The 21,196-nt window shown below is 60.5% G+C and carries 24 protein-coding genes; all 24 read left to right on the top strand.

Annotated features, from left to right (window positions below; all coding sequences use genetic code 11):
• The first annotated feature begins 150 nt into the window (after positions 1-150).
• The 24 genes from rpoB (at position 151) to rplR (ending at position 21,196) form a co-directional block, all read left to right on the top strand.
• Positions 151-4,224, top strand: a complete 4,074-nt coding sequence (gene rpoB, locus AAG092_RS09100; protein WP_110683330.1) for a DNA-directed RNA polymerase subunit beta — start codon at positions 151-153, stop codon at positions 4,222-4,224.
• Positions 4,225-4,280: 56 nt separating this feature from the next.
• On the top strand, positions 4,281-8,480 hold the full coding sequence (gene rpoC / locus AAG092_RS09095; RefSeq protein WP_110683331.1) for a DNA-directed RNA polymerase subunit beta': 4,200 nt from the start codon (positions 4,281-4,283) through the stop codon (positions 8,478-8,480).
• Between the two features lie 155 nt (positions 8,481-8,635).
• Positions 8,636-9,007, top strand: coding sequence for a 30S ribosomal protein S12 (gene rpsL, locus AAG092_RS09090; RefSeq protein WP_110683332.1), 372 nt, complete (start codon positions 8,636-8,638; stop codon positions 9,005-9,007).
• A 104-nt stretch (positions 9,008-9,111) separates the two neighbouring features.
• Positions 9,112-9,582 carry a 30S ribosomal protein S7 gene (gene rpsG, locus AAG092_RS09085; RefSeq protein WP_110683333.1) on the top strand — a complete coding sequence of 157 codons (471 nt, stop codon included), beginning with the start codon at positions 9,112-9,114 and terminating at the stop codon, positions 9,580-9,582.
• 30 nt (positions 9,583-9,612) lie between these two features.
• Positions 9,613-11,748, top strand: a complete 2,136-nt coding sequence (gene fusA, locus AAG092_RS09080; RefSeq protein WP_110683334.1) for an elongation factor G — start codon at positions 9,613-9,615, stop codon at positions 11,746-11,748.
• Between the two features lie 30 nt (positions 11,749-11,778).
• Positions 11,779-12,972: an elongation factor Tu gene (gene tuf / locus AAG092_RS09075; RefSeq protein ID WP_110683324.1), complete on the top strand. Its 1,194-nt coding sequence runs from the start codon at positions 11,779-11,781 to the stop codon at positions 12,970-12,972.
• A 152-nt stretch (positions 12,973-13,124) separates the two neighbouring features.
• The gene (rpsJ, locus tag AAG092_RS09070) at positions 13,125-13,436 is read left to right on the top strand and encodes a 30S ribosomal protein S10 (protein WP_003243886.1); all 312 of its coding nucleotides are present in this window, start codon (positions 13,125-13,127) and stop codon (positions 13,434-13,436) included.
• Positions 13,437-13,519: 83 nt separating this feature from the next.
• Complete coding sequence (rplC, locus tag AAG092_RS09065) at positions 13,520-14,155, top strand: 50S ribosomal protein L3 (protein ID WP_076580073.1); 636 nt, start codon at positions 13,520-13,522, stop codon at positions 14,153-14,155.
• Positions 14,156-14,168: 13 nt separating this feature from the next.
• Positions 14,169-14,771 (top strand): 50S ribosomal protein L4, encoded by a 603-nt coding sequence (gene rplD, locus AAG092_RS09060; protein ID WP_110683335.1) that lies wholly within the window; start codon positions 14,169-14,171, stop codon positions 14,769-14,771.
• Positions 14,768-15,067: a 50S ribosomal protein L23 gene (gene rplW, locus AAG092_RS09055; protein WP_021702707.1), complete on the top strand. Its 300-nt coding sequence runs from the start codon at positions 14,768-14,770 to the stop codon at positions 15,065-15,067. The genes rplD and rplW overlap by 4 nt, the downstream gene beginning before the upstream one ends.
• 14 nt (positions 15,068-15,081) lie before the next feature.
• Positions 15,082-15,903, top strand: coding sequence for a 50S ribosomal protein L2 (rplB, locus tag AAG092_RS09050; RefSeq protein ID WP_043310307.1), 822 nt, complete (start codon positions 15,082-15,084; stop codon positions 15,901-15,903).
• 16 nt (positions 15,904-15,919) lie between these two features.
• A complete protein-coding gene (gene rpsS, locus AAG092_RS09045; protein ID WP_003448728.1) occupies positions 15,920-16,195 on the top strand; it encodes a 30S ribosomal protein S19 in 276 nt (91 codons plus the stop codon).
• A 13-nt stretch (positions 16,196-16,208) separates the two neighbouring features.
• Positions 16,209-16,541 carry a 50S ribosomal protein L22 gene (gene rplV / locus AAG092_RS09040; protein ID WP_003103908.1) on the top strand — a complete coding sequence of 111 codons (333 nt, stop codon included), beginning with the start codon at positions 16,209-16,211 and terminating at the stop codon, positions 16,539-16,541.
• A 13-nt stretch (positions 16,542-16,554) separates the two neighbouring features.
• Positions 16,555-17,241 (top strand): 30S ribosomal protein S3, encoded by a 687-nt coding sequence (gene rpsC / locus AAG092_RS09035; RefSeq protein WP_110683336.1) that lies wholly within the window; start codon positions 16,555-16,557, stop codon positions 17,239-17,241.
• Positions 17,242-17,253: 12 nt separating this feature from the next.
• On the top strand, positions 17,254-17,667 hold the full coding sequence (gene rplP, locus AAG092_RS09030; protein ID WP_110683337.1) for a 50S ribosomal protein L16: 414 nt from the start codon (positions 17,254-17,256) through the stop codon (positions 17,665-17,667).
• Positions 17,667-17,858: a 50S ribosomal protein L29 gene (rpmC, locus tag AAG092_RS09025; RefSeq protein WP_021702703.1), complete on the top strand. Its 192-nt coding sequence runs from the start codon at positions 17,667-17,669 to the stop codon at positions 17,856-17,858. The genes rplP and rpmC overlap by 1 nt, the downstream gene beginning before the upstream one ends.
• Positions 17,859-17,860: 2 nt before the next feature.
• Complete coding sequence (rpsQ, locus tag AAG092_RS09020) at positions 17,861-18,127, top strand: 30S ribosomal protein S17 (protein WP_110683339.1); 267 nt, start codon at positions 17,861-17,863, stop codon at positions 18,125-18,127.
• 22 nt (positions 18,128-18,149) lie between these two features.
• Positions 18,150-18,518: a 50S ribosomal protein L14 gene (gene rplN, locus AAG092_RS09015; protein WP_003243907.1), complete on the top strand. Its 369-nt coding sequence runs from the start codon at positions 18,150-18,152 to the stop codon at positions 18,516-18,518.
• A gap of 12 nt (positions 18,519-18,530) precedes the next feature.
• Positions 18,531-18,845 carry a 50S ribosomal protein L24 gene (gene rplX / locus AAG092_RS09010; protein ID WP_110683340.1) on the top strand — a complete coding sequence of 105 codons (315 nt, stop codon included), beginning with the start codon at positions 18,531-18,533 and terminating at the stop codon, positions 18,843-18,845.
• A 19-nt stretch (positions 18,846-18,864) separates the two neighbouring features.
• Positions 18,865-19,404, top strand: a complete 540-nt coding sequence (gene rplE, locus AAG092_RS09005; protein WP_110683341.1) for a 50S ribosomal protein L5 — start codon at positions 18,865-18,867, stop codon at positions 19,402-19,404.
• Positions 19,405-19,416: 12 nt separating this feature from the next.
• Positions 19,417-19,722, top strand: coding sequence for a 30S ribosomal protein S14 (rpsN, locus tag AAG092_RS09000; RefSeq protein ID WP_021702699.1), 306 nt, complete (start codon positions 19,417-19,419; stop codon positions 19,720-19,722).
• A 174-nt stretch (positions 19,723-19,896) separates the two neighbouring features.
• Positions 19,897-20,289, top strand: coding sequence for a 30S ribosomal protein S8 (gene rpsH, locus AAG092_RS08995; RefSeq protein WP_110683342.1), 393 nt, complete (start codon positions 19,897-19,899; stop codon positions 20,287-20,289).
• Between the two features lie 12 nt (positions 20,290-20,301).
• On the top strand, positions 20,302-20,835 hold the full coding sequence (gene rplF, locus AAG092_RS08990) for a 50S ribosomal protein L6 (protein WP_110683343.1): 534 nt from the start codon (positions 20,302-20,304) through the stop codon (positions 20,833-20,835).
• Positions 20,836-20,845: 10 nt separating this feature from the next.
• Entirely contained in the window at positions 20,846-21,196 is a 351-nt protein-coding gene (gene rplR / locus AAG092_RS08985; protein WP_110683344.1) for a 50S ribosomal protein L18, read from the top strand.

Genomic DNA, 21,196 nt, shown 5'->3' with positions numbered 1-21,196 from the left:
TTTTCCGTTATGGGCAGCTGGCCGAAAAGCCGCTGCCCATGGCGTGAAAACCCCGCCCGAGGGCGGCGCAAACCGAGGGGTTTGCACGATTTTCTGGTTGTTGCCGTCGGCAGCGACCAAACAAGCAGGTGACCAAGCTGGGGAACGCTGATGGCTTACTCATACACTGAGAAAAAACGTATCCGCAAGGACTTTAGCAAGTTGCCGGACGTGATGGATGTGCCTTATCTCCTGGCCATCCAGCTGGATTCGTATCGCGAATTCCTGCAGCAAGGAGTGAGCAAGGAGCAGTTCCGCGACGTTGGCCTGCATGCGGCCTTCAAGTCCGTATTCCCGATCATCAGCTACTCCGGCAACGCCGCTCTGGAGTACGTCGGCTACCGCCTGGGCGAGCCCGCGTTCGACGTCAAAGAGTGCGTGCTGCGTGGCGTGACCTTCGCCGTGCCGCTGCGCGTTAAAGTCCGTCTGATCATTTTCGACAAAGAATCGTCGAACAAGGCGATCAAGGACATCAAAGAGCAAGAAGTGTACATGGGCGAAATTCCGCTCATGACCGAGAACGGTACCTTCATCATCAACGGTACCGAGCGTGTGATCGTTTCCCAGCTGCACCGCTCCCCGGGTGTGTTCTTCGACCACGACCGTGGCAAGACCCACAGCTCCGGCAAGCTGCTTTACTCCGCGCGCATCATCCCCTACCGCGGCTCCTGGCTGGACTTCGAGTTCGACCCGAAAGACTGCGTGTTCGTCCGTATCGACCGTCGCCGCAAGCTGCCGGCCTCCGTCCTGCTGCGCGCCCTGGGCTACAGCACCGAGGAAGTGCTGGACACCTTCTATGCCACCAACGTGTTCCACGTGAAGGGCGAGAACCTCAGCCTGGAACTGGTGCCGTCGCGTCTGCGTGGCGAGATCGCCGCGTTCGACATCAAGGACGAGAAAGGCAAGGTCATCGTTGAGCAGGGCCGCCGTATCACCGCGCGCCACATCAACCAGATCGACAAGGCCGGCATCAAGGAGCTGGAAGTTCCGCTCGACTACGTGCTGGGTCGCACCACCGCCAAGGCCATCGTCCATCCGGCCACCGGCGAGATCGTTGCCGAGTGCAACACCGAGCTGACCGTCGACCTGCTGGCCAAGATCGTCAAGGCCCAGGTGGTCCGCATCGAGACCCTGTACACCAACGACATCGACTGCGGTCCGTTCATCTCCGACACCCTGAAGATCGATTCCACCGGCAACCAGCTGGAAGCCCTGGTCGAGATCTACCGCATGATGCGTCCGGGCGAGCCGCCGACCAAGGATGCCGCCGAGACCCTGTTCAACAACCTGTTCTTCAGCGCCGAGCGTTACGACCTGTCCGCCGTCGGCCGCATGAAGTTCAACCGTCGTATCGGTCGTACCGAGATCGAAGGCTCCGGCGTGCTGTCCAAAGAGGACATCGTCGACGTGCTGAAGACCCTGGTCGACATCCGTAACGGCAAGGGCATCGTCGACGACATCGACCACCTGGGTAACCGTCGCGTACGTTGCGTCGGCGAGATGGCCGAGAACCAGTTCCGCGTCGGTCTGGTCCGCGTCGAGCGTGCCGTCAAAGAGCGTCTGTCGATGGCCGAGAGCGAAGGCCTGATGCCGCAGGACCTGATCAACGCCAAGCCGGTTGCGGCGGCGGTGAAGGAGTTCTTCGGTTCCAGCCAGCTCTCGCAGTTCATGGACCAGAACAACCCGCTCTCCGAGATCACCCACAAGCGCCGCGTCTCCGCACTCGGCCCAGGCGGTCTGACCCGCGAGCGCGCCGGCTTCGAAGTCCGCGACGTACACCCGACCCACTACGGTCGCGTGTGCCCGATCGAGACCCCTGAAGGTCCGAACATCGGCCTGATCAACTCGCTGGCCGCCTATGCCCGCACCAACCAGTACGGCTTCCTGGAAAGCCCGTACCGCGTGGTGAAGGACACCCAGGTCACCGACGAGATCGTGTTCCTGTCCGCCATCGAAGAGGCCGATCACGTGATCGCCCAGGCTTCGGCGACCATGAACGCCAAGGGCCAGCTGGTCGACGAGCTGGTGAACGTACGTCACCTCAACGAGTTCACCGTCAAGGCGCCGGAAGACGTGACCCTGATGGACGTGTCGCCGAAGCAGGTCGTCTCCGTCGCTGCCTCGCTGATTCCGTTCCTCGAGCACGACGACGCCAACCGTGCACTCATGGGTTCGAACATGCAGCGTCAGGCCGTGCCGACCCTGCGTGCCGACAAGCCCCTGGTCGGTACCGGCATGGAGCGCAACGTCGCCCGTGACTCCGGCGTCTGCGTCGTGGCCCGTCGTGGCGGCGTGATCGACTCGGTCGACGCCAGCCGTATCGTGGTGCGTGTGGCCGATGACGAAGTCGAAACTGGCGAAGCCGGCGTCGACATCTACAACCTGACCAAGTACACCCGCTCCAACCAGAACACCTGCATCAACCAGCGTCCGCTGGTGAGCAAGGGTGACGTGGTTTCGCGCGGTGACATCATGGCCGACGGCCCGTCCACCGACATGGGTGAACTGGCGCTGGGCCAGAACATGCGCGTGGCGTTCATGCCGTGGAACGGCTTCAACTTCGAAGACTCCATCTGCCTGTCCGAGCGCGTGGTCCAGGAAGACCGCTTCACCACCATCCACATCCAGGAACTGACCTGTGTGGCGCGTGACACCAAGCTCGGCCCAGAGGAAATCACCGCGGACATCCCGAACGTCGGTGAGGCCGCGCTGAACAAGCTGGACGAGGCCGGTATCGTCTACGTCGGCGCCGAAGTCATGGCCGGCGACATCCTGGTCGGCAAGGTCACCCCGAAGGGCGAGACCCAGCTGACTCCGGAAGAGAAGCTGCTGCGTGCGATCTTCGGTGAGAAGGCGTCCGACGTGAAGGACACCTCCCTGCGCGTGCCGACCGGCACCAAGGGCACCGTCATCGACGTGCAGGTGTTCACCCGTGACGGCGTGGAGCGCGACAGCCGCGCCCTGGCCATCGAGAAGCAGCAGCTCGACGAGATCCGCAAGGACCTCAACGAGGAGTTCCGCATCGTCGAAGGCGCCACCTTCGAGCGTCTGCGTTCCGCCCTGGTCGGTGCCAAGGCTGAAGGCGGCGCCGGCCTGAAGAAGGGTGCCGTGATCACCGACGAGTACCTGGACGGTCTGGAGCGCGGCCAGTGGTTCAAACTGCGCATGGCCGACGACGCTCTCAACGAGCAGCTGGAAAAGGCCCAGGCCTATATCAGCGACCGTCGCCAGATGCTCGACGACAAGTTCGAAGACAAGAAGCGCAAGCTGCAGCAGGGCGACGACCTGGCGCCGGGCGTACTGAAGATCGTCAAGGTCTACCTGGCCATCAAGCGCCGCATCCAGCCGGGCGACAAGATGGCCGGCCGTCACGGTAACAAGGGTGTGGTCTCGGTGATCATGCCGGTCGAAGACATGCCGCACGACGCCAACGGTACTCCGGTCGACATCGTCCTGAACCCGCTGGGCGTACCTTCGCGTATGAACGTCGGGCAGATCCTCGAAACCCACCTGGGCCTGGCGGCCAAGGGCCTGGGCGAGAAGATCAACCGCATGCTCGAAGAGCAGCGCAAGATCGCCGAGCTGCGCAAGTTCCTCAACGAGATCTACAACGAGATCGGTGGCCGTCAGGAAAACCTCGACGAGTTCTCCGACGCCGAGATTCTCGAGCTGGCGAAGAACCTGAAAGGCGGCGTGCCGATGGCTACCGCCGTGTTCGACGGTGCCAAGGAAACCGAGATCAAGGCCATGCTGAAGCTGGCCGATCTGCCGGAAAGCGGCCAGATGCGCCTGTTCGACGGTCGTACCGGTAACCAGTTCGAGCGTCCGACCACCGTCGGCTACATGTACATGCTCAAGCTGAACCACCTGGTCGACGACAAGATGCACGCCCGTTCCACCGGTTCCTACAGCCTGGTTACCCAGCAGCCGCTGGGTGGTAAGGCGCAGTTCGGTGGTCAGCGCTTCGGTGAGATGGAGGTCTGGGCGCTGGAAGCCTACGGCGCCGCCTACACCCTGCAGGAAATGCTGACCGTGAAGTCGGACGACGTGAACGGCCGGACCAAGATGTACAAGAACATCGTGGACGGCGATCACCGCATGGAGGCCGGCATGCCCGAGTCCTTCAACGTGCTGATCAAAGAGATCCGCTCGCTCGGTATCGACATCGAACTGGAAACCGAATAACACGCCTTGCTGCGGCCGCATCGCCGGCCGCAGCAAGTCTGTGAGGAGGAAAGGCCTTGAAAGACTTGCTGAATCTGTTGAAAAACCAGGGTCAAATCGAAGAGTTCGATGCCATCCGTATTGGCCTGGCCTCGCCCGAGATGATCCGCTCCTGGTCCTTCGGTGAAGTGAAGAAGCCGGAGACCATCAACTACCGTACCTTCAAGCCGGAGCGCGATGGCCTGTTCTGCGCCAAGATCTTCGGCCCGGTGAAGGACTACGAGTGCCTGTGCGGTAAGTACAAGCGCCTCAAGCACCGCGGCGTGATCTGCGAGAAGTGCGGCGTGGAAGTGGCCCTGGCCAAGGTCCGTCGTGAGCGCATGGCGCACATCGAACTGGCCTCGCCGGTCGCCCACATCTGGTTCCTGAAGTCGCTGCCGTCCCGTATCGGCCTGCTGCTGGACATGACCCTGCGTGACATCGAGCGCGTGCTCTATTTCGAGAGCTACGTGGTGATCGACCCGGGCATGACCACCCTGGAGAAGGGCCAGCTGCTGAACGACGAGCAGTACTTCGAAGCCCTCGAAGAGTTCGGTGACGACTTCGACGCGCGCATGGGCGCCGAGGCCGTGCGCGAGCTGCTCAATGCCATCGACCTGGATCACGAGATCGGCCGCCTGCGCGAGGAAATCCCGCAGACCAACTCCGAGACCAAGATCAAGAAGCTGTCCAAGCGCCTGAAGCTGATGGAAGCCTTCAAGGACTCCGGCAACCACCCGGAGTGGATGGTCCTGACCGTTCTGCCGGTACTGCCGCCGGACCTGCGTCCGCTGGTTCCTCTGGATGGCGGCCGCTTCGCGACTTCCGATCTGAACGATCTGTACCGTCGCGTGATCAACCGTAACAACCGCCTGAAGCGCCTGCTCGACCTGGCTGCGCCGGACATCATCGTGCGCAACGAAAAGCGCATGCTGCAGGAAGCGGTCGACGCCCTGCTGGACAACGGCCGTCGCGGTCGCGCCATCACCGGCTCGAACAAGCGTCCGCTGAAGTCGCTGGCCGACATGATCAAAGGTAAGCAAGGTCGCTTCCGTCAGAACCTGCTCGGTAAGCGCGTGGACTACTCCGGTCGTTCCGTGATCACCGTGGGCCCGACCCTGCGTCTGCACCAGTGCGGTCTGCCGAAGAAGATGGCCCTCGAGCTGTTCAAGCCGTTCATTTTCGGCAAGCTCGAAGCCCGCGGCATGGCCACCACCATCAAGGCGGCCAAGAAGATGGTCGAGCGCGAACTGCCCGAGGTCTGGGACGTTCTCGCCGAAGTCATCCGCGAACATCCCGTGCTGCTCAACCGCGCACCGACCCTGCACCGTCTGGGCATCCAGGCGTTCGAACCGGTACTGATCGAAGGTAAAGCCATCCAGCTGCACCCGCTGGTCTGCGCCGCGTACAACGCCGACTTCGACGGTGACCAGATGGCCGTGCACGTCCCGCTGACCCTCGAGGCCCAGCTGGAAGCCCGCGCGCTGATGATGTCGACCAACAACGTGCTGTCGCCCGCCAACGGCGAGCCGATCATCGTGCCGTCGCAGGACGTGGTTCTGGGTCTGTACTACATGACCCGTGAAGCCGTTAACGCCAAGGGCGAAGGTCGCGTGTTCGCCGACCTGCAGGAAGTCGACCGTGTGTTCCGCGCCGGCGAGGCCTCGCTGCACGCCAAGGTCAAGGTGCGCATCAACGAGACCGTCAAGCAGAAGGACGGCAGCCTGGTCAAGAACACCCGCATCGTCGACACCACCGTCGGCCGTGCCCTGCTGTTCCAGATCGTCCCGGCCGGCCTGTCCTATGACGTGGTCAACCAGTCGATGAAGAAGAAGGCGATCTCCAAGCTGATCAACCAGTGCTACCGCACCGTGGGTCTGAAGGACACCGTGATCTTCGCCGACCAGCTGATGTACACCGGTTTCGCCTACTCGACCATCTCCGGTGTGTCGATCGGCGTGAACGACTTCGTCATCCCGGACGAGAAGGCGCGTATCATCGACGCCGCCACCGAGGAAGTGAAGGAAATCGAATCGCAGTACGCCTCCGGCCTGGTAACCCAGGGCGAGAAGTACAACAAGGTGATCGACCTCTGGTCCAAGGCCAACGACGAAGTGTCCAAGGCGATGATGGCCAACCTCTCGAAAGAGAAGGTCATCGACCGCGAGGGCAAGGAAGTCGAGCAGGAGTCCTTCAACTCCATGTACATGATGGCGGACTCCGGTGCGCGTGGTAGCGCCGCCCAGATCCGTCAGCTGGCCGGTATGCGTGGCCTGATGGCCAAGCCGGACGGCTCCATCATCGAGACCCCGATCACCGCGAACTTCCGTGAAGGCCTGAACGTACTGCAGTACTTCATCTCCACTCACGGTGCGCGTAAAGGTCTGGCGGATACCGCACTGAAGACCGCGAACTCCGGTTACCTGACCCGTCGTCTGGTCGACGTGGCCCAGGACCTGGTGGTGACCGAAGTCGACTGCGGCACCGAACACGGTCTGCTGATGACTCCGCACATCGAAGGCGGCGACGTGGTCGAGCCGCTCGGTGAGCGCGTCCTCGGCCGCGTGATCGCCAAGGACGTGCCGAAGCCGGGCAGCGACGAGATCATCGTCCCGGCCGGCACCCTGGTCGACGAGAAGTGGGTCGAGTTCATCGAGCGCAACAGCATCGACGAAGTGGTCGTGCGTTCGCCGATCACCTGCGAAACCCGCTACGGCATCTGTGCCAAGTGCTACGGTCGCGATCTGGCCCGTGGTCACCAGGTCAACATCGGTGAAGCGGTCGGCGTCATCGCCGCCCAGTCCATCGGTGAGCCGGGTACCCAGCTGACCATGCGTACCTTCCACATCGGTGGTGCGGCTTCGCGTACCTCGGCTGCCGACAACGTCCAGGTGAAGAACGGTGGCGCGATCCGCCTGCACAACCTGAAGCACGTCGAGCGCGCCGACGGCAACCTGGTGGCCGTGTCGCGTTCCGGCGAGCTGGCCGTGGCCGACGAGTTCGGTCGCGAGCGCGAGCGCTACAAGCTGCCGTACGGCGCCGTGATCTCGGTGAAGGAGGGCGACAAGGTCGAAGCTGGCGCCATCGTCGCCAAGTGGGACCCGCACACCCACCCGATCGTGACCGAAATGAAGGGTACCGTGACCTTCGTCGGCATGGAGGAGGGCATCACCATCAAGCGCCAGACCGACGAACTGACCGGTCTGACCAACATCGAAGTCCTCGATCCGAAGGATCGTCCGGCTGCTGGCAAGGACATCCGTCCGGCGATCAAGATGGTCGACGCCAATGGCAAGGAACTGCTGCTGCCGGGTACCGACGTTCCTGCCCAGTACTTCCTGCCGGCCAACGCCCTGGTCGGTGTGGCCGACGGTGCGCAGATCGGTGTCGGTGACGTCATCGCGCGTATCCCGCAGGAAACCTCGAAGACCCGCGACATCACCGGTGGTCTGCCGCGCGTGGCCGACCTGTTCGAAGCTCGTCGTCCGAAGGAGCCGTCGATCCTGGCGGAAATCAGCGGCACCATTAGCTTCGGCAAGGAGACCAAGGGCAAGCGCCGTCTGGTCATCACTCCGACCGATGGCAGCGATCCGTACGAGGAGCTGATTCCGAAGTGGCGCCACCTGAACGTGTTCGAGGGTGAGCAGGTCAACAAGGGCGAAGTGATCTCCGACGGCCCGAGCAACCCGCACGACATCCTGCGCCTGCTGGGTGTCAGCGCGCTGGCCAAGTACATCGTCAACGAGATTCAGGACGTGTACCGCCTGCAGGGCGTGAAGATCAACGACAAGCACATCGAGACCATCCTGCGTCAGATGCTGCGCAAGGTCGAGATCACCGAGTCCGGCGACTCCAGCTTCATCAAGGGCGACCAGATGGAGCTGACCCAGGTGTTGGAGGAGAACGAGCAGCTGGCGAGCGAAGACAAGTTTATCGCCAAGTTCGAGCGCGTCCTGCTGGGTATCACCAAGGCCTCGCTGTCCACCGAGTCGTTCATCTCCGCGGCTTCCTTCCAGGAAACCACCCGCGTGCTGACCGAAGCGGCCGTGACCGGCAAGCGCGACTACCTGCGCGGCCTGAAGGAGAACGTCGTGGTGGGTCGTCTGATCCCGGCCGGTACCGGTCTGGCCTACCACAGCGAGCGCAAGCGCAAGCGTGACGCCGACAAGCCGCAGCGCGTGAGCGCCAGCGAAGTGGAAGCGGCGCTGACCGAGGCGCTGAACTCCAGCGGCAGCTGATAAGGCAAGCCCCGGTCGAGCGATCGTCCGGGGCTTCGTCTTGACTGGGGCGGTGAGTCTCTTTAGACTCATGCACCCCTAAATTTGGCAGGGCGCTTGGCTCTGCCATTTTGCTTTAGGGCAATAGCGTCGAAAGACAACAGTGGAGCTTATAGATGGCAACTATCAACCAGCTGGTACGCCAGCCGCGCAAGCGTCTCGTCGAGAAGAGCGACGTGCCTGCGCTGCAGAACTGCCCGCAGCGTCGTGGCGTGTGCACTCGCGTGTACACCACCACGCCGAAGAAACCGAACTCCGCACTGCGTAAAGTGTGCCGTGTTCGTCTGACCAACGGTTTCGAAGTCACCTCCTACATCGGCGGTGAAGGTCACAACCTGCAGGAGCACAGCGTAGTGCTGATCCGCGGCGGTCGTGTAAAAGACCTCCCGGGTGTGCGTTACCACACCGTGCGCGGCTCGCTGGACACCACCGGTGTCAAAGACCGTAAGCAGGGTCGTTCCAAGTACGGTACCAAGCGTCCGAAGTAATTCGGTGCACCCTTTTTCTTTTTATTGAGTCGATAAGAGTAAGGTCGGGCGTAATCAACTGGTTATGGTCCCGGGCTAACCTGAAGACCGTTTGAGGGCTTATCATGCCAAGACGTCGTGTAGCAGCTAAGCGTGAGATTCTGGACGATCCGAAATACGGAAGCCTGATTCTCGCCAAATTCATGAACCACGTGATGGAAAGCGGCAAGAAGGCCGTTGCCGAGCGCATCGTTTATGGTGCTCTGGATACCGTCAAGACCCGCAAGAACACCGACCCCCTGGAAGTCTTCGAGAAAGCTCTCGACGCCATCGCTCCGCTGGTCGAAGTCAAGTCCCGCCGTGTAGGCGGTGCTACCTACCAGGTTCCGGTCGAAGTTCGTCCGTCCCGCCGTAATGCGCTGGCCATGCGCTGGCTGGTGGAAAGTGCGCGCAAGCGTGGTGAGAAGTCCATGGCTCTGCGCCTGGCTGGTGAGCTGCTGGACGCCTTCGAAGGCAAAGGCGCCGCCGTCAAGAAGCGTGAAGACGTGCACCGCATGGCCGAAGCCAACAAAGCGTTCTCGCACTACCGCTTCTAATCACGGCATCCATTCTTTTGCGAGGGCTTTATGGCTCGTACCACACCAATTAACCGCTACCGGAACATCGGTATCTGCGCCCACGTTGACGCGGGCAAGACCACCACGACCGAGCGGATCCTGTTCTACACAGGTCTCAGCCACAAGATGGGTGAGGTGCACGACGGCGCTGCTACCACCGACTGGATGGTGCAGGAGCAGGAGCGCGGTATCACCATCACTTCCGCGGCGATCACCACCTTCTGGGAAGGTTCGCGCGGTCAGTACGACAAGTACCGTGTAAACGTCATCGACACCCCCGGCCACGTAGACTTCACCATCGAAGTCGAGCGCTCCCTGCGCGTACTGGACGGTGCTGTCGTGGTGTTCTGCGGCACCTCCGGCGTTGAGCCGCAGTCCGAAACCGTATGGCGTCAGGCCAACAAGTACGGCGTTCCGCGTATCGTCTACGTGAACAAGATGGACCGCGCCGGCGCCAACTTCCTGCGCGTCGTCGGTCAGATCAAGAACCGTCTGGGTCACACCCCGGTTCCGGTTCAGCTGGCCATCGGTGCCGAGGATGACTTCCAGGGTCAAGTCGACCTGCTGAAGATGAAGGCCATCTACTGGAACGAAGACGACAAAGGCACCAGCTACCGCGAGGAAGAGATTCCGGCCGAGCTGGTCGACCTGGCCAACGAGTGGCGCTCCAACATGGTCGAGGCTGCGGCCGAAGCCAACGAGGAGCTGATGAACAAGTACCTCGAAGAGGGTGACCTGTCCATCGAGGAGATCAAGGCCGGTCTGCGTCAGCGCACCATTGCCTGCGAAATCGTTCCGGCCGTCTGCGGCTCCTCGTTCAAGAACAAGGGCGTGCCCCTGGTTCTCGACGCGGTGATCGACTTCCTGCCGGCCCCGACCGAGATCCCGGCGATCCAGGGTATCCATCCGGATCACATCGACGACGGCGACGAAGCTCCGAAAGACGAGCGTCATGCCGACGACAATGCGCCGTTCTCCGCGCTGGCGTTCAAGATCGCGACCGACCCCTTCGTCGGTACCCTGACCTTCGTTCGCGTCTACTCGGGCGTTCTGGAGTCTGGCCAGTCGGTCATCAACTCCGTGAAAGGCAAGAAAGAGCGCGTTGGTCGTATGGTGCAGATGCACGCCAACCAGCGTGACGAGATCAAGGAAGTGCGCGCGGGCGACATCGCCGCCCTGATCGGCATGAAGGACGTCACCACCGGTGACACCCTGTGCGATCCGGAAAAGCCGATCGTTCTCGAGCGCATGGACTTCCCGGAGCCGGTTATCCACGTAGCCGTCGAGCCGAAGACCAAGGCTGACCAGGAGAAGATGGGTATTGCACTGGGCAAGCTGGCCCAGGAAGACCCGTCGTTCCGCGTCAAGACCGACGAAGAGTCCGGCCAGACCATCATCGGTGGTATGGGTGAGCTGCACCTGGACATCATCGTCGACCGCATGAAGCGCGAGTTCGGCGTTGAGGCCAACATCGGCAAGCCGCAGGTGGCCTACCGCGAAACCATCTCCAAGGACAATGTCGAGATCGAAGGCAAGTTCGTTCGTCAGTCCGGTGGTCGTGGTCAGTTCGGTCACTGCTGGATCCGCTTCTCGTCCGCCGATGTCGACGACAAGGGCAACATCACCGAAGGTCTGGTGTTCGCCAACGAAGTCGTGGGCGGTGTGGTTCCGAAGGAATACATCCCGGCGATCCAGAAGGGTATCGAAGAGCAGATGAAGAACGGCGTTGTCGCCGGCTACCCGCTCATCGGCCTGAAGGCAACCGTGTTCGATGGCTCGTACCACGACGTCGACTCCAACGAGATGGCGTTCAAGATCGCGGCCTCCATGGCGACCAAGCAGCTGGCCCAGAAGGGTGGCGGTAAGGTGCTTGAGCCGATCATGAAGGTCGAAGTGGTGACCCCCGAGGACTACATGGGTGACGTGATGGGTGACCTGAACCGTCGTCGTGGTCTGATTCTGGGTATGGAAGATTCGGTTTCCGGTAAGGTAATCCGTGCCGAAGTTCCGCTGGGCGAGATGTTCGGTTATGCGACCGACGTTCGTTCCATGTCTCAGGGTCGTGCCAGCTACTCCATGGAATTCTCCAAGTACGCCGAAGCTCCGTCGAACATCGTCGAAGCGCTGGTTAAAAAACAAGGCTAATCCCGCCCTTTAAGTAAGAGGTTTACTGTCGTGGCTAAGGAAAAATTCGAACGTAACAAACCGCACGTCAACGTTGGCACCATCGGTCACGTTGACCACGGTAAAACCACTCTGACCGCTGCTCTGACTCGCGTCTGCTCCGAAGTGTTCGGTTCGGCCAAGGTCGAGTTCGACAAGATCGACTCGGCTCCGGAAGAGAAGGCTCGTGGTATCACCATCAACACCGCTCACGTTGAGTACGACTCGGCCGTGCGTCACTACGCGCACGTTGACTGCCCGGGCCACGCCGACTACGTGAAGAACATGATCACCGGTGCTGCCCAGATGGACGGCGCGATCCTGGTGTGTTCGGCTGCCGACGGCCCCATGCCGCAGACCCGCGAGCACATCCTGCTGTCCCGTCAGGTAGGTGTTCCCTACATCGTCGTGTTCCTGAACAAGGCCGACATGGTTGACGACGCCGAGCTGCTGGAACTGGTCGAGATGGAAGTTCGCGACCTGCTGAGCACCTATGACTTCCCGGGTGATGACACCCCGATCGTCATCGGTTCCGCTCTGATGGCTCTGAACGGCCAGGACGACAACGAGATGGGTACCACCGCTGTCAAGAAGCTGGTCGAGACCCTGGACTCCTACATTCCGGAGCCGGTTCGTGCCATCGATATGCCGTTCCTGATGCCGATCGAAGACGTGTTCTCGATCTCCGGTCGCGGCACCGTGGTTACCGGTCGTGTCGAGCGCGGTATCGTCAAGGTTCAGGAAGAGATCGAGATCGTCGGTCTGCGTCCGACCACCAAGACCACCTGCACCGGCGTGGAAATGTTCCGCAAGCTGCTCGACGAAGGTCGTGCCGGCGAGAACTGCGGCGTGCTGCTGCGCGGCACCAAGCGTGATGAAGTCGAGCGTGGCCAGGTTCTGGCCAAGCCGGGCACCATCAAGCCGCACACCAAGTTCGAAGCCGAAGTGTACGTGCTGTCCAAAGAAGAAGGCGGTCGTCACACCCCGTTCTTCAAGGGCTACCGTCCGCAGTTCTACTTCCGTACCACCGACGTGACCGGTTCGTGCGAACTGCCGGAAGGCGTTGAGATGGTAATGCCGGGCGACAACATCAAGATGGTTGTTACCCTGATCAAGCCGATCGCTATGGACGACGGCCTGCGTTTCGCGATTCGCGAAGGCGGCCGTACCGTTGGCGCCGGCGTGGTTGCCAAGGTCATCGAGTAATCGACGACTGCTGGAGAAAGGGGCCCTTCGGGGCCCTTTTCTTTTGATTGGTTAAAAGTTGACACCCCCCGGGGGCATCCGTACAATCACGCCTCCTTTTAACGGGCGTAGTCCGTCCGTTGGGGAAAGCAGAGATAGAGTCTGAGGTCAAAATGCAGAACCAACAAATCCGTATTCGGTTGAAGGCTTTTGACCATCGCCTGATCGATCAATCCACCCAGGAAATCGTGGAAACCGCGAAACGTACTGGTGCTCAGGTGCGTGGTCCTATTCCTCTGCCTACTCGCAAAGAGCGGTACACCGTTCTGATCTCTCCGCACGTCAACAAAGACGCGCGTGATCAGTACGAAATTCGTACCCACAAGCGTGTGCTGGACATCGTCCAGCCGACGGATAAAACCGTCGACGCGCTGATGAAGCTCGACCTTGCGGCAGGCGTGGAAGTGCAGATCAGCCTCGGCTAAAACCTGGCGGTTTTAGTCGTGTAACGCTCTGAAATGGGCGGCCATAGCGGGTGAAAGCCCCGTACACTCATGAGGTTTACAACATGACTATTGGTGTAGTCGGTCGTAAGTGCGGCATGACCCGCATTTTCACCGAAGAAGGTGTCTCCATTCCGGTCACGGTCATCGAGATCGAGCCGAATCGCGTCACCCAGTTCAAATCCGAAGAAAGCGATGGCTACCGCGCTGTGCAGGTAACCGTGGGCGAGCGTCGTGCTTCCCGCGTTACCAAGGCTCAGGCCGGTCACTTCGCCAAAGCTAATGTCGCTGCTGGTCGTGGCGTCTGGGAATTCCGCCTGGAAGAAGGCGAGTACCAGGCTGGCGATCAGATCACTGCCGAACTGTTCCAAGCTGGCCAGCTGGTAGACGTTACCGGCGAGTCCAAGGGTAAAGGCTATGCCGGTACCATCAAGCGCTGGAACTTCCGCGGTCAGGACAATACCCACGGTAACTCCGTTTCCCACCGCGCTCCGGGCTCCATCGGCCAGTGCCAGACTCCTGGTCGTGTATTCAAGGGCAAGAAAATGTCCGGTCATCTTGGCGCCGAGCGCGTGACCGTACAGTCCCTGGAAGTGGTCCGTGTCGACGCCGAGCGTAACCTGCTGCTGGTCAAGGGTGCCGTTCCGGGCGCTACCGGTGGCGACGTGCTGGTGCGTCCGGCTGTCAAAGCTCGCGGTTAATAGGGGAACTGAGATGCAACTGAATGTAAATGGCGCTCAGGCTATCGAAGTCAGCGAGCGCACTTTCGGCGGCGAGTTCAACGAGACTCTGGTGCACCAGGCTGTCGTCGCCTACATGGCTGGCGGTCGTCAGGGCTCCCGTGCTCAGAAGACCCGCGCTGAAGTCACCGGTGGTGGCAAGAAGCCGTGGCGTCAAAAGGGCACTGGTCGTGCTCGTTCCGGCTCCAGCGTTGGCCCGATCTGGCGTGGCGGTGGCGTGACCTTCGCGGCCAAGCCGCAGGATCACAGCCAGAAGCTGAACAAGAAGATGTACCGCGCTGCTCTGCGCTCCATCCTCTCCGAGCTGGTACGTCTGGATCGCCTGGTCGTGGTTGAAGACTTCGCCGTCGAAGCTCCGAAGACCAAGGCTCTGCTGGGCAAGCTGAACGGCATGGGTCTGAACGACGTGCTGATCGTCACCGAGGCCGTCGACCAGAATCTGTACCTGGCTGCGCGCAACCTGCCGCACGTTGATGTTCGCGACGTTCAAGGCACCGATCCGGTCAGCCTGATCGCCTTCGACAAAGTGCTGGTAACCGTGTCGGCCGTGAAGAAATTCGAGGAGCTGCTGGCATGAACCAGGAACGCGTATTCAAAGTGCTGGTTGGCCCGCACATCTCCGAGAAGGCCTCCGTGCTGGCAGATGGCAAGAGCCAATTCGTTTTCAAGGTTGCCGTTGATGCAACCAAGCTGGAAATCAAGAAGGCCGTCGAAAGCCTGTTCAGCGTGAAAGTGGACGAGGTCCGCACTGTCAATGTACAGGGCAAGACCAAGCGTACCGCTCGCGGTCTGGGCAAGCGCAACGACTGGAAGAAGGCGTATGTCTCCCTCCAGGCTGGCCAAGATCTCGATTTCACCAGCAGTGCTGAGTAAGGTAGGGGCGCATCATGGCAATCGTTAAATGCAAACCGACTTCCGCTGGCCGCCGTTTCGTGGTCAAAGTGGTCAATCAGGAGCTGCACAAAGGCGCTCCTTATGCTCCGCTGCTCGAGAAGAAGTCGAAAACTGGCGGCCGTAACAACAACGGTCGTATCACCACTCGCCACATCGGCGGTGGCCACAAGCAGCACTACCGTCTGGTCGATTTCCGCCGCAACAAGGATGGCATTCCTGCCGTCGTTGAGCGCGTGGAATACGATCCGAACCGTACCGCCCACATCGCTCTGCTGAAATACGCCGACGGTGAGCGTCGCTACATCATCGCGCCGAAAGGCGTGAGCGCTGGCGACCAACTGGTATCCGGTGCCGCTGCTCCGATCAAGGCCGGTAACAGCCTGCCGCTGCGCAACATCCCCGTTGGTTCGACCGTTCACGCGATCGAGCTGAAGCCGGGTAAAGGCGCTCAGCTGGTTCGCTCCGCTGGTGCTTCCGCCCAGCTGGTAGCTCGTGAAGGTGCCTACGTCACCCTGCGTCTGCGCTCCGGCGAGATGCGCAAGGTTCTCTCCGAGTGCCGTGCAACCCTGGGTGAAGTGTCCAACTCCGAGCACAGCCTGCGTTCCCTGGGTAAAGCCGGTGCCAAGCGTTGGCGTGGCGTTCGCCCGACCGTTCGTGGTGTTGCCATGAACCCGGTCGACCACCCGCATGGTGGTGGTGAGGGTCGTACTTCTGGTGGTCGTCACCCGGTTTCGCCGTGGGGCTTCCCGACCAAGGGTGCGAAGACCCGTGCGAACAAGCGTACCGACAACATGATCGTTCGCCGCCGTAAGTAATTAGAGGGATACGACAGTGCCGCGTTCTCTGAAAAAAGGTCCTTTTATCGATCTTCACCTACTGAAGAAGATCGAAGTGGCGGTGGAAAAGAACGATCGCAAGCCGGTTAAAACCTGGTCGCGTCGCTCCATCATTCTGCCGCAGATGGTCGGTCTGACCATCGCTGTGCATAACGGTCGTCAGCATGTCCCGGTCCTCGTGAACGAAGACATGGTCGGCCACAAACTCGGCGAGTTCGCTGGTACCCGCACCTATCGTGGGCACGCTGCGGACAAGAAAGCCAAGCGTTAAGGGGTAAGGAAAGATGGAAGTAGCCGCTAAGCTGTCGGGCGCTCGAATCTCCGCCCAGAAAGCCCGCTTGGTCGCCGACCAGATCCGCGGGAAGAAGGTGGGCGAAGCGCTCAACCTGCTGGCTTTCAGCTCGAAGAAAGCCGCCGAGATCATGAAGAAAGTGCTGGAGTCGGCCGTTGCCAACGCCGAGCACAACGAAGGCGCAGACGTTGATGACCTGAAGGTCAGCACCGTTTTCGTCAACGAGGGGCGTTCGCTTAAGCGCATCATGCCGCGTGCCAAAGGCCGTGCTGATCGCATCGTCAAGCGGTCTTGCCATATCACTGTCAAGGTTGCGGACAAGTAACGGAGTCGATCAGATGGGTCAGAAAGTACATCCCGTTGGCATCCGCCTGGGAATCGTCAAGGAGCACACCTCCGTCTGGTACGCAGACAAGCGTCAATACGCTGATTATCTGCTGGCCGACCTTCAGGTTCGTGAGTACCTCCAGGACAAACTAAAAAGCGCGTCCGTAAGCCGCATCGACATCGCTCGCCCGGCTCAAACCGCACGCATCACCATCCACACCGCTCGTCCCGGCATCGTGATCGGCAAGAAAGGTGAAGATGTTGAGAAGCTGCGTCAGGACCTGACCAAGCAAATGGGTGTGCCGGTGCACATCAACATCGAAGAGATCCGCAAGCCGGAGCTCGACGGTATGCTGGTAGCTCAGAGCGTTGCTCAGCAGCTGGAGCGCCGCGTCATGTTCCGTCGCGCCATGAAGCGCGCCGTGCAGAACGCCATGCGCATTGGTGCCAAGGGCATCAAGATCCAGGTGAGCGGTCGTCTCGGCGGCGCGGAAATCGCCCGTACCGAGTGGTATCGCGAAGGTCGTGTGCCCCTGCACACCCTGCGTGCCGACATCGACTACGCCACCTACGAAGCGCACACCACCTACGGTGTGATCGGTGTGAAGGTTTGGATCTTCAAGGGTGAGGTCATTGGTGGCCGCACTGAAGAGCTGAAGCCGCAAGCGCCCGCTCCTCGTAAAAAAGCTGCTAAGTAAGGAGTACGCAAAATGCTGCAACCCAAGCGTACAAAATTCCGCAAGCAGATGACCGGCCACAACCGTGGTCTGGCTCATCGCGGTAGCAAGGTCAGCTTCGGCGAATTCGCCCTGAAAGCTGTTTCCCGTGGTCGCCTGACTGCCCGTCAGATCGAGGCAGCCCGTCGCGCCCTGACCCGTCACGTGAAGCGTGGCGGCAAGATCTGGATCCGCGTGTTCCCGGACAAGCCGGTTACCAAAAAGCCCCTCGAAGTTCGTATGGGTAAAGGTAAGGGTGGCGTGGAGTACTGGGTAGCCCAGATCCAGCCGGGCAAGGTGCTGTACGAGATCGAAGGTGTTCCGGAAGAGCTGGCGCGTGAGGCTTTCGCCCTGGCTGCTGCAAAGCTGCCCCTCGCCACCTCCTTTGTTAAGCGGACGGTGATGTGATGAAAGCGAAAGAACTCCGTGAAAAATCGGTTCAGCAGCTGAACGAGCAACTGCTCGGCCTGCTGCGCGACCAGTTCAATCTGCGCATGCAGAAGGCGACTGGTCAGTTGGGGCAGTCTCACCTGCTCTCGCAAGTGAAGCGCGACATCGCTCGCGTGAAAACTGTGCTCAACCAGCAGGCAGGTAAGTGATCATGGCTGAAGCAGAGAAAATCGTCCGTACGCTGACTGGCCGTGTCGTCAGCGACAAAATGGACAAGACCATCACCGTCCTGATCGAGCGCCGCGTCAAGCACCCGATCTACGGTAAATACGTGAAGCGTTCGACCAAGCTGCACGCTCACGACGAGAACAACCAGTGCAAGATCGGCGACAAGGTCACCATCCGTGAGACCCGTCCGCTGGCCAAGACCAAGTCCTGGGCGCTGGTGGAAATCGTCGAACGTGCCGTGGAAGTCTAAGGACTAAGGGTCGGAGAAAGATATGATTCAGACTCAATCCATGCTCGACGTCGCTGACAACAGCGGTGCTCGTCGCGTTATGTGCATCAAGGTCTTGGGTGGTTCGCACCGTCGTTATGCCGGTATCGGCGACATCATCAAGGTCACCGTGAAGGAAGCGATTCCGCGCGGCAAGGTGAAGAAAGGCCAGGTGATGACCGCTGTCGTGGTCCGCACCCGTCACGGCGTACGTCGTGCCGACGGCTCGATCATCCGCTTCGACGGCAACGCCGCTGTTCTGCTGAACAACAAGCAAGAGCCGATCGGCACCCGTATCTTCGGGCCGGTGACTCGTGAACTGCGTTCCGAGAAGTTCATGAAGATCGTCTCGCTCGCCCCCGAAGTGCTGTAAGGAGAAGCCGTCATGCAAAAGATTCGTCGTGACGACGAGATCATCGTCATCGCCGGCAAAGACAAGGGCAAGCGCGGCAAGGTGCTGAAAGTGCTGGCTGACGATCGTCTGATCGTCGGCGGCATCAACCTCGTCAAGCGTCATACCAAGCCGAACCCGATGATCGGTGTTCAGGGCGGTATCGTCGAGAAAGAGGCGCCCCTGCACGTTTCCAACGTCGCCATCTTCAACAGCGAAACCAACAAGGCTGACCGCGTTGGTTTCAAGGTCGAAGACGGCAAGAAAATTCGTGTCTTCAAGTCCACCCAAAAGCCGGTTGGCGCTTGAGAATCATAGGTAAAACACCATGGCACGACTGAAAGAGATTTACCGGAAAGAAATCGCGCCCAAGCTGAAGGAAGAACTGCAGCTGGCCAACGTGATGGAAGTTCCGCGCGTTACCAAAATCACCCTGAACATGGGTCTTGGCGAAGCGATCGGTGACAAGAAGATCATCGAAAACGCTGTTGCCGACCTGGAAAAGATCACCGGTCAAAAGCCCGTCGTGACCTTCGCCCGCAAGTCCATTGCCGGCTTCAAGGTTCGTGAAGGTTGGCCGATCGGTGTCAAGGTGACCCTGCGTCGCGATCGCATGTACGAATTCCTGGATCGCCTGCTCTCCATCTCCCTGCCGCGCGTGCGTGACTTCCGCGGCCTGAATGCCAAGTCCTTCGATGGTCGTGGCAACTACAGCATGGGCGTGAAAGAGCAGATCATCTTCCCGGAAATCGATTACGACAAGATCGATGCTCTGCGCGGCCTGGACATCACCCTGACCACCACCGCCCGTACGGACGATGAAGGTCGCGCCCTGCTGCGCGCCTTCAACTTCCCGTTCCGCAACTGATTGGAGTAGGACATGGCCAAGAAGAGCATGAAGAACCGCGAGCTGAAGCGTCAGCTGACGGTTGCTAAGTTCGCTAAGAAGCGCGCTGAGCTCAAAGCTGTGATCGCCAACCCGAACTCCACTCCGGAGCAGCGTTGGGAAGCCCAGATCGCCCTGCAAAAGCAACCGCGTGACGCCAGCGCCAGCCGCCTGCGTAACCGTTGCCGCATCACCGGCCGTCCGCACGGCGTGTACCGCAAGTTCGGCCTCGGCCGTAACAAGCTGCGCGAAGCTGCGATGCGCGGTGATGTACCGGGTCTGGTGAAAGCCAGCTGGTAAGAAAAGCGAAGCCGGCCTAGCGCCGGCTTTGTTTTTAACGATCAAGCCCCTTTGGGGCTTGATTCATTTTTGATCGATCTCTATAATGTCCGGCTCTCCTGAGCCTGGCATTTCTGGGCTCGAGGATGGTTCCAGCCGCAAGGCTGTTCTTTTTGTATCAGGAGCATCTAGCCCATGAGTATGCAGGACCCGTTAGCGGACATGCTAACTCGTATCCGTAATGCCCAGATGGCTGAAAAGTCGGTAGTAAGCATGCCGTCTTCCAAGCTGAAGGTGGCAGTAGCCAAAGTTCTCAAGGACGAAGGCTACATCGCGGGATACCAGGTCAGCAGCGACGCCAAGCCGCAGCTGTCCATCGAGCTGAAGTACTTCGAAGGCCGTCCGGTCATCGAGGAAGTCAAGCGCGTCAGCCGTCCTGGCCTGCGCCAGTACAAGCCTGTCGACCAGCTGCCGAAAGTTCGCGGCGGTCTGGGCGTTTCCATCGTCTCCACCAACAAAGGTGTGATGACTGATCGCGCTGCACGCGCTGCCGGTGTCGGCGGTGAAGTGCTCTGCACCGTGTTCTAAGGGGGGATAAGCATGTCTCGCGTTGCTAAGAACCCCGTCAAGCTGCCGGCAGGCGTCGAGGTCAAACTCGCTGGCCAGCAGCTCTCGGTCAAGGGCGCCAAGGGCACCCTGGAGCTGAATGTGCACCCGTCCGTGGAAGTCATCCAGGACTCCGGTGAGCTGCGTTTTGCCGCCCGCAATGGCGATCTGCAGAACAAGGCCATGGCCGGTACCACCCGTGCACTGGTCAACAACATGGTCATTGGCGTGAGCCAAGGCTTCGAGCGCAAGCTGCAGCTGGTCGGTGTGGGCTACAAGGCCCAGGCCAAAGGCCAGGTGCTGAATCTCGCGCTGGGCTTCTCCCATCCGATCGACTACGAACTGCCGCAGGGCATTACCGCCGAAACCCCCAGCCAGACCGATATCCTGATCAAGGGCATCGACAAGCAGCTGGTCGGTCAGGTGGCTGCGGAGATCCGCGACTTCCGTCGTCCTGAGCCGTACAAGGGCAAGGGTGTGCGTTACGCCGATGAAGTCGTACGTCGCAAAGAAGCTAAGAAGAAGTAGGGCATAGCAAATGAGCGTAAAGAAAGAAACTCGTCTGCGTCGCGCTCGCAAGGCACGCCTGAAAATGCGCGAGCTGGAAACCGTACGCCTTTGCGTGTACCGCTCTTCCCAGCACATCTACGCCCAGGTCATTTCGGCCGACGGCGCCAAGGTTCTGGCCAGCGCCTCGACCCTGGACAAAGAACTGCGTGACGGTGCCACCGGCAACGTCGACGCGGCCAAGAAAGTCGGCCTGCTGGTTGCCGAGCGCGCGAAAGCCGCTGGCGTTACCCAGGTAGCGTTCGACCGTTCTGGCTTCAAGTACCACGGCCGCGTGAAAGCGCTGGCTGATGCTGCTCGTGAAGGCGGGCTGGAGTTCTAA

Origin of the sequence: Pseudomonas alcaligenes (assembly GCF_041729615.1) — a bacterium.
Classification (GTDB): Bacteria; Pseudomonadota; Gammaproteobacteria; order Pseudomonadales; family Pseudomonadaceae; genus Aquipseudomonas; species Aquipseudomonas alcaligenes_B.
Note: the sequence above shows the minus strand (reverse complement) of the source record. Positions and strands in the feature narration are given on the sequence as shown.

Bases quoted from the DNA above. Each gene is read 5' to 3' on its own strand.
- rpsH (WP_110683342.1), top strand. From the start codon at position 19,897: ATGAGTATGCAGGACCCGTTAGCGGACATGCTAACTCGTATCCGTAAT.
- rplN (WP_003243907.1), top strand. From the start codon at position 18,150: ATGATTCAGACTCAATCCATGCTCGACGTCGCTGACAACAGCGGTGCT.
- rplF (WP_110683343.1), top strand. From the start codon at position 20,302: ATGTCTCGCGTTGCTAAGAACCCCGTCAAGCTGCCGGCAGGCGTCGAG.
- rplW (WP_021702707.1), top strand. From the start codon at position 14,768: ATGAACCAGGAACGCGTATTCAAAGTGCTGGTTGGCCCGCACATCTCC.
- fusA (WP_110683334.1), top strand. From the start codon at position 9,613: ATGGCTCGTACCACACCAATTAACCGCTACCGGAACATCGGTATCTGC.
- rpsJ (WP_003243886.1), top strand. From the start codon at position 13,125: ATGCAGAACCAACAAATCCGTATTCGGTTGAAGGCTTTTGACCATCGC.
- rplV (WP_003103908.1), top strand. From the start codon at position 16,209: ATGGAAGTAGCCGCTAAGCTGTCGGGCGCTCGAATCTCCGCCCAGAAA.
- rpmC (WP_021702703.1), top strand. From the start codon at position 17,667: ATGAAAGCGAAAGAACTCCGTGAAAAATCGGTTCAGCAGCTGAACGAG.
- rplE (WP_110683341.1), top strand. From the start codon at position 18,865: ATGGCACGACTGAAAGAGATTTACCGGAAAGAAATCGCGCCCAAGCTG.
- rplR (WP_110683344.1), top strand. From the start codon at position 20,846: ATGAGCGTAAAGAAAGAAACTCGTCTGCGTCGCGCTCGCAAGGCACGC.
- rplC (WP_076580073.1), top strand. From the start codon at position 13,520: ATGACTATTGGTGTAGTCGGTCGTAAGTGCGGCATGACCCGCATTTTC.
- rpsN (WP_021702699.1), top strand. From the start codon at position 19,417: ATGGCCAAGAAGAGCATGAAGAACCGCGAGCTGAAGCGTCAGCTGACG.
- rpsQ (WP_110683339.1), top strand. From the start codon at position 17,861: ATGGCTGAAGCAGAGAAAATCGTCCGTACGCTGACTGGCCGTGTCGTC.
- rpsG (WP_110683333.1), top strand. From the start codon at position 9,112: ATGCCAAGACGTCGTGTAGCAGCTAAGCGTGAGATTCTGGACGATCCG.
- rplD (WP_110683335.1), top strand. From the start codon at position 14,169: ATGCAACTGAATGTAAATGGCGCTCAGGCTATCGAAGTCAGCGAGCGC.
- rpsL (WP_110683332.1), top strand. From the start codon at position 8,636: ATGGCAACTATCAACCAGCTGGTACGCCAGCCGCGCAAGCGTCTCGTC.
- rpsC (WP_110683336.1), top strand. From the start codon at position 16,555: ATGGGTCAGAAAGTACATCCCGTTGGCATCCGCCTGGGAATCGTCAAG.
- rplX (WP_110683340.1), top strand. From the start codon at position 18,531: ATGCAAAAGATTCGTCGTGACGACGAGATCATCGTCATCGCCGGCAAA.
- rplP (WP_110683337.1), top strand. From the start codon at position 17,254: ATGCTGCAACCCAAGCGTACAAAATTCCGCAAGCAGATGACCGGCCAC.
- rpoB (WP_110683330.1), top strand. From the start codon at position 151: ATGGCTTACTCATACACTGAGAAAAAACGTATCCGCAAGGACTTTAGC.
- rplB (WP_043310307.1), top strand. From the start codon at position 15,082: ATGGCAATCGTTAAATGCAAACCGACTTCCGCTGGCCGCCGTTTCGTG.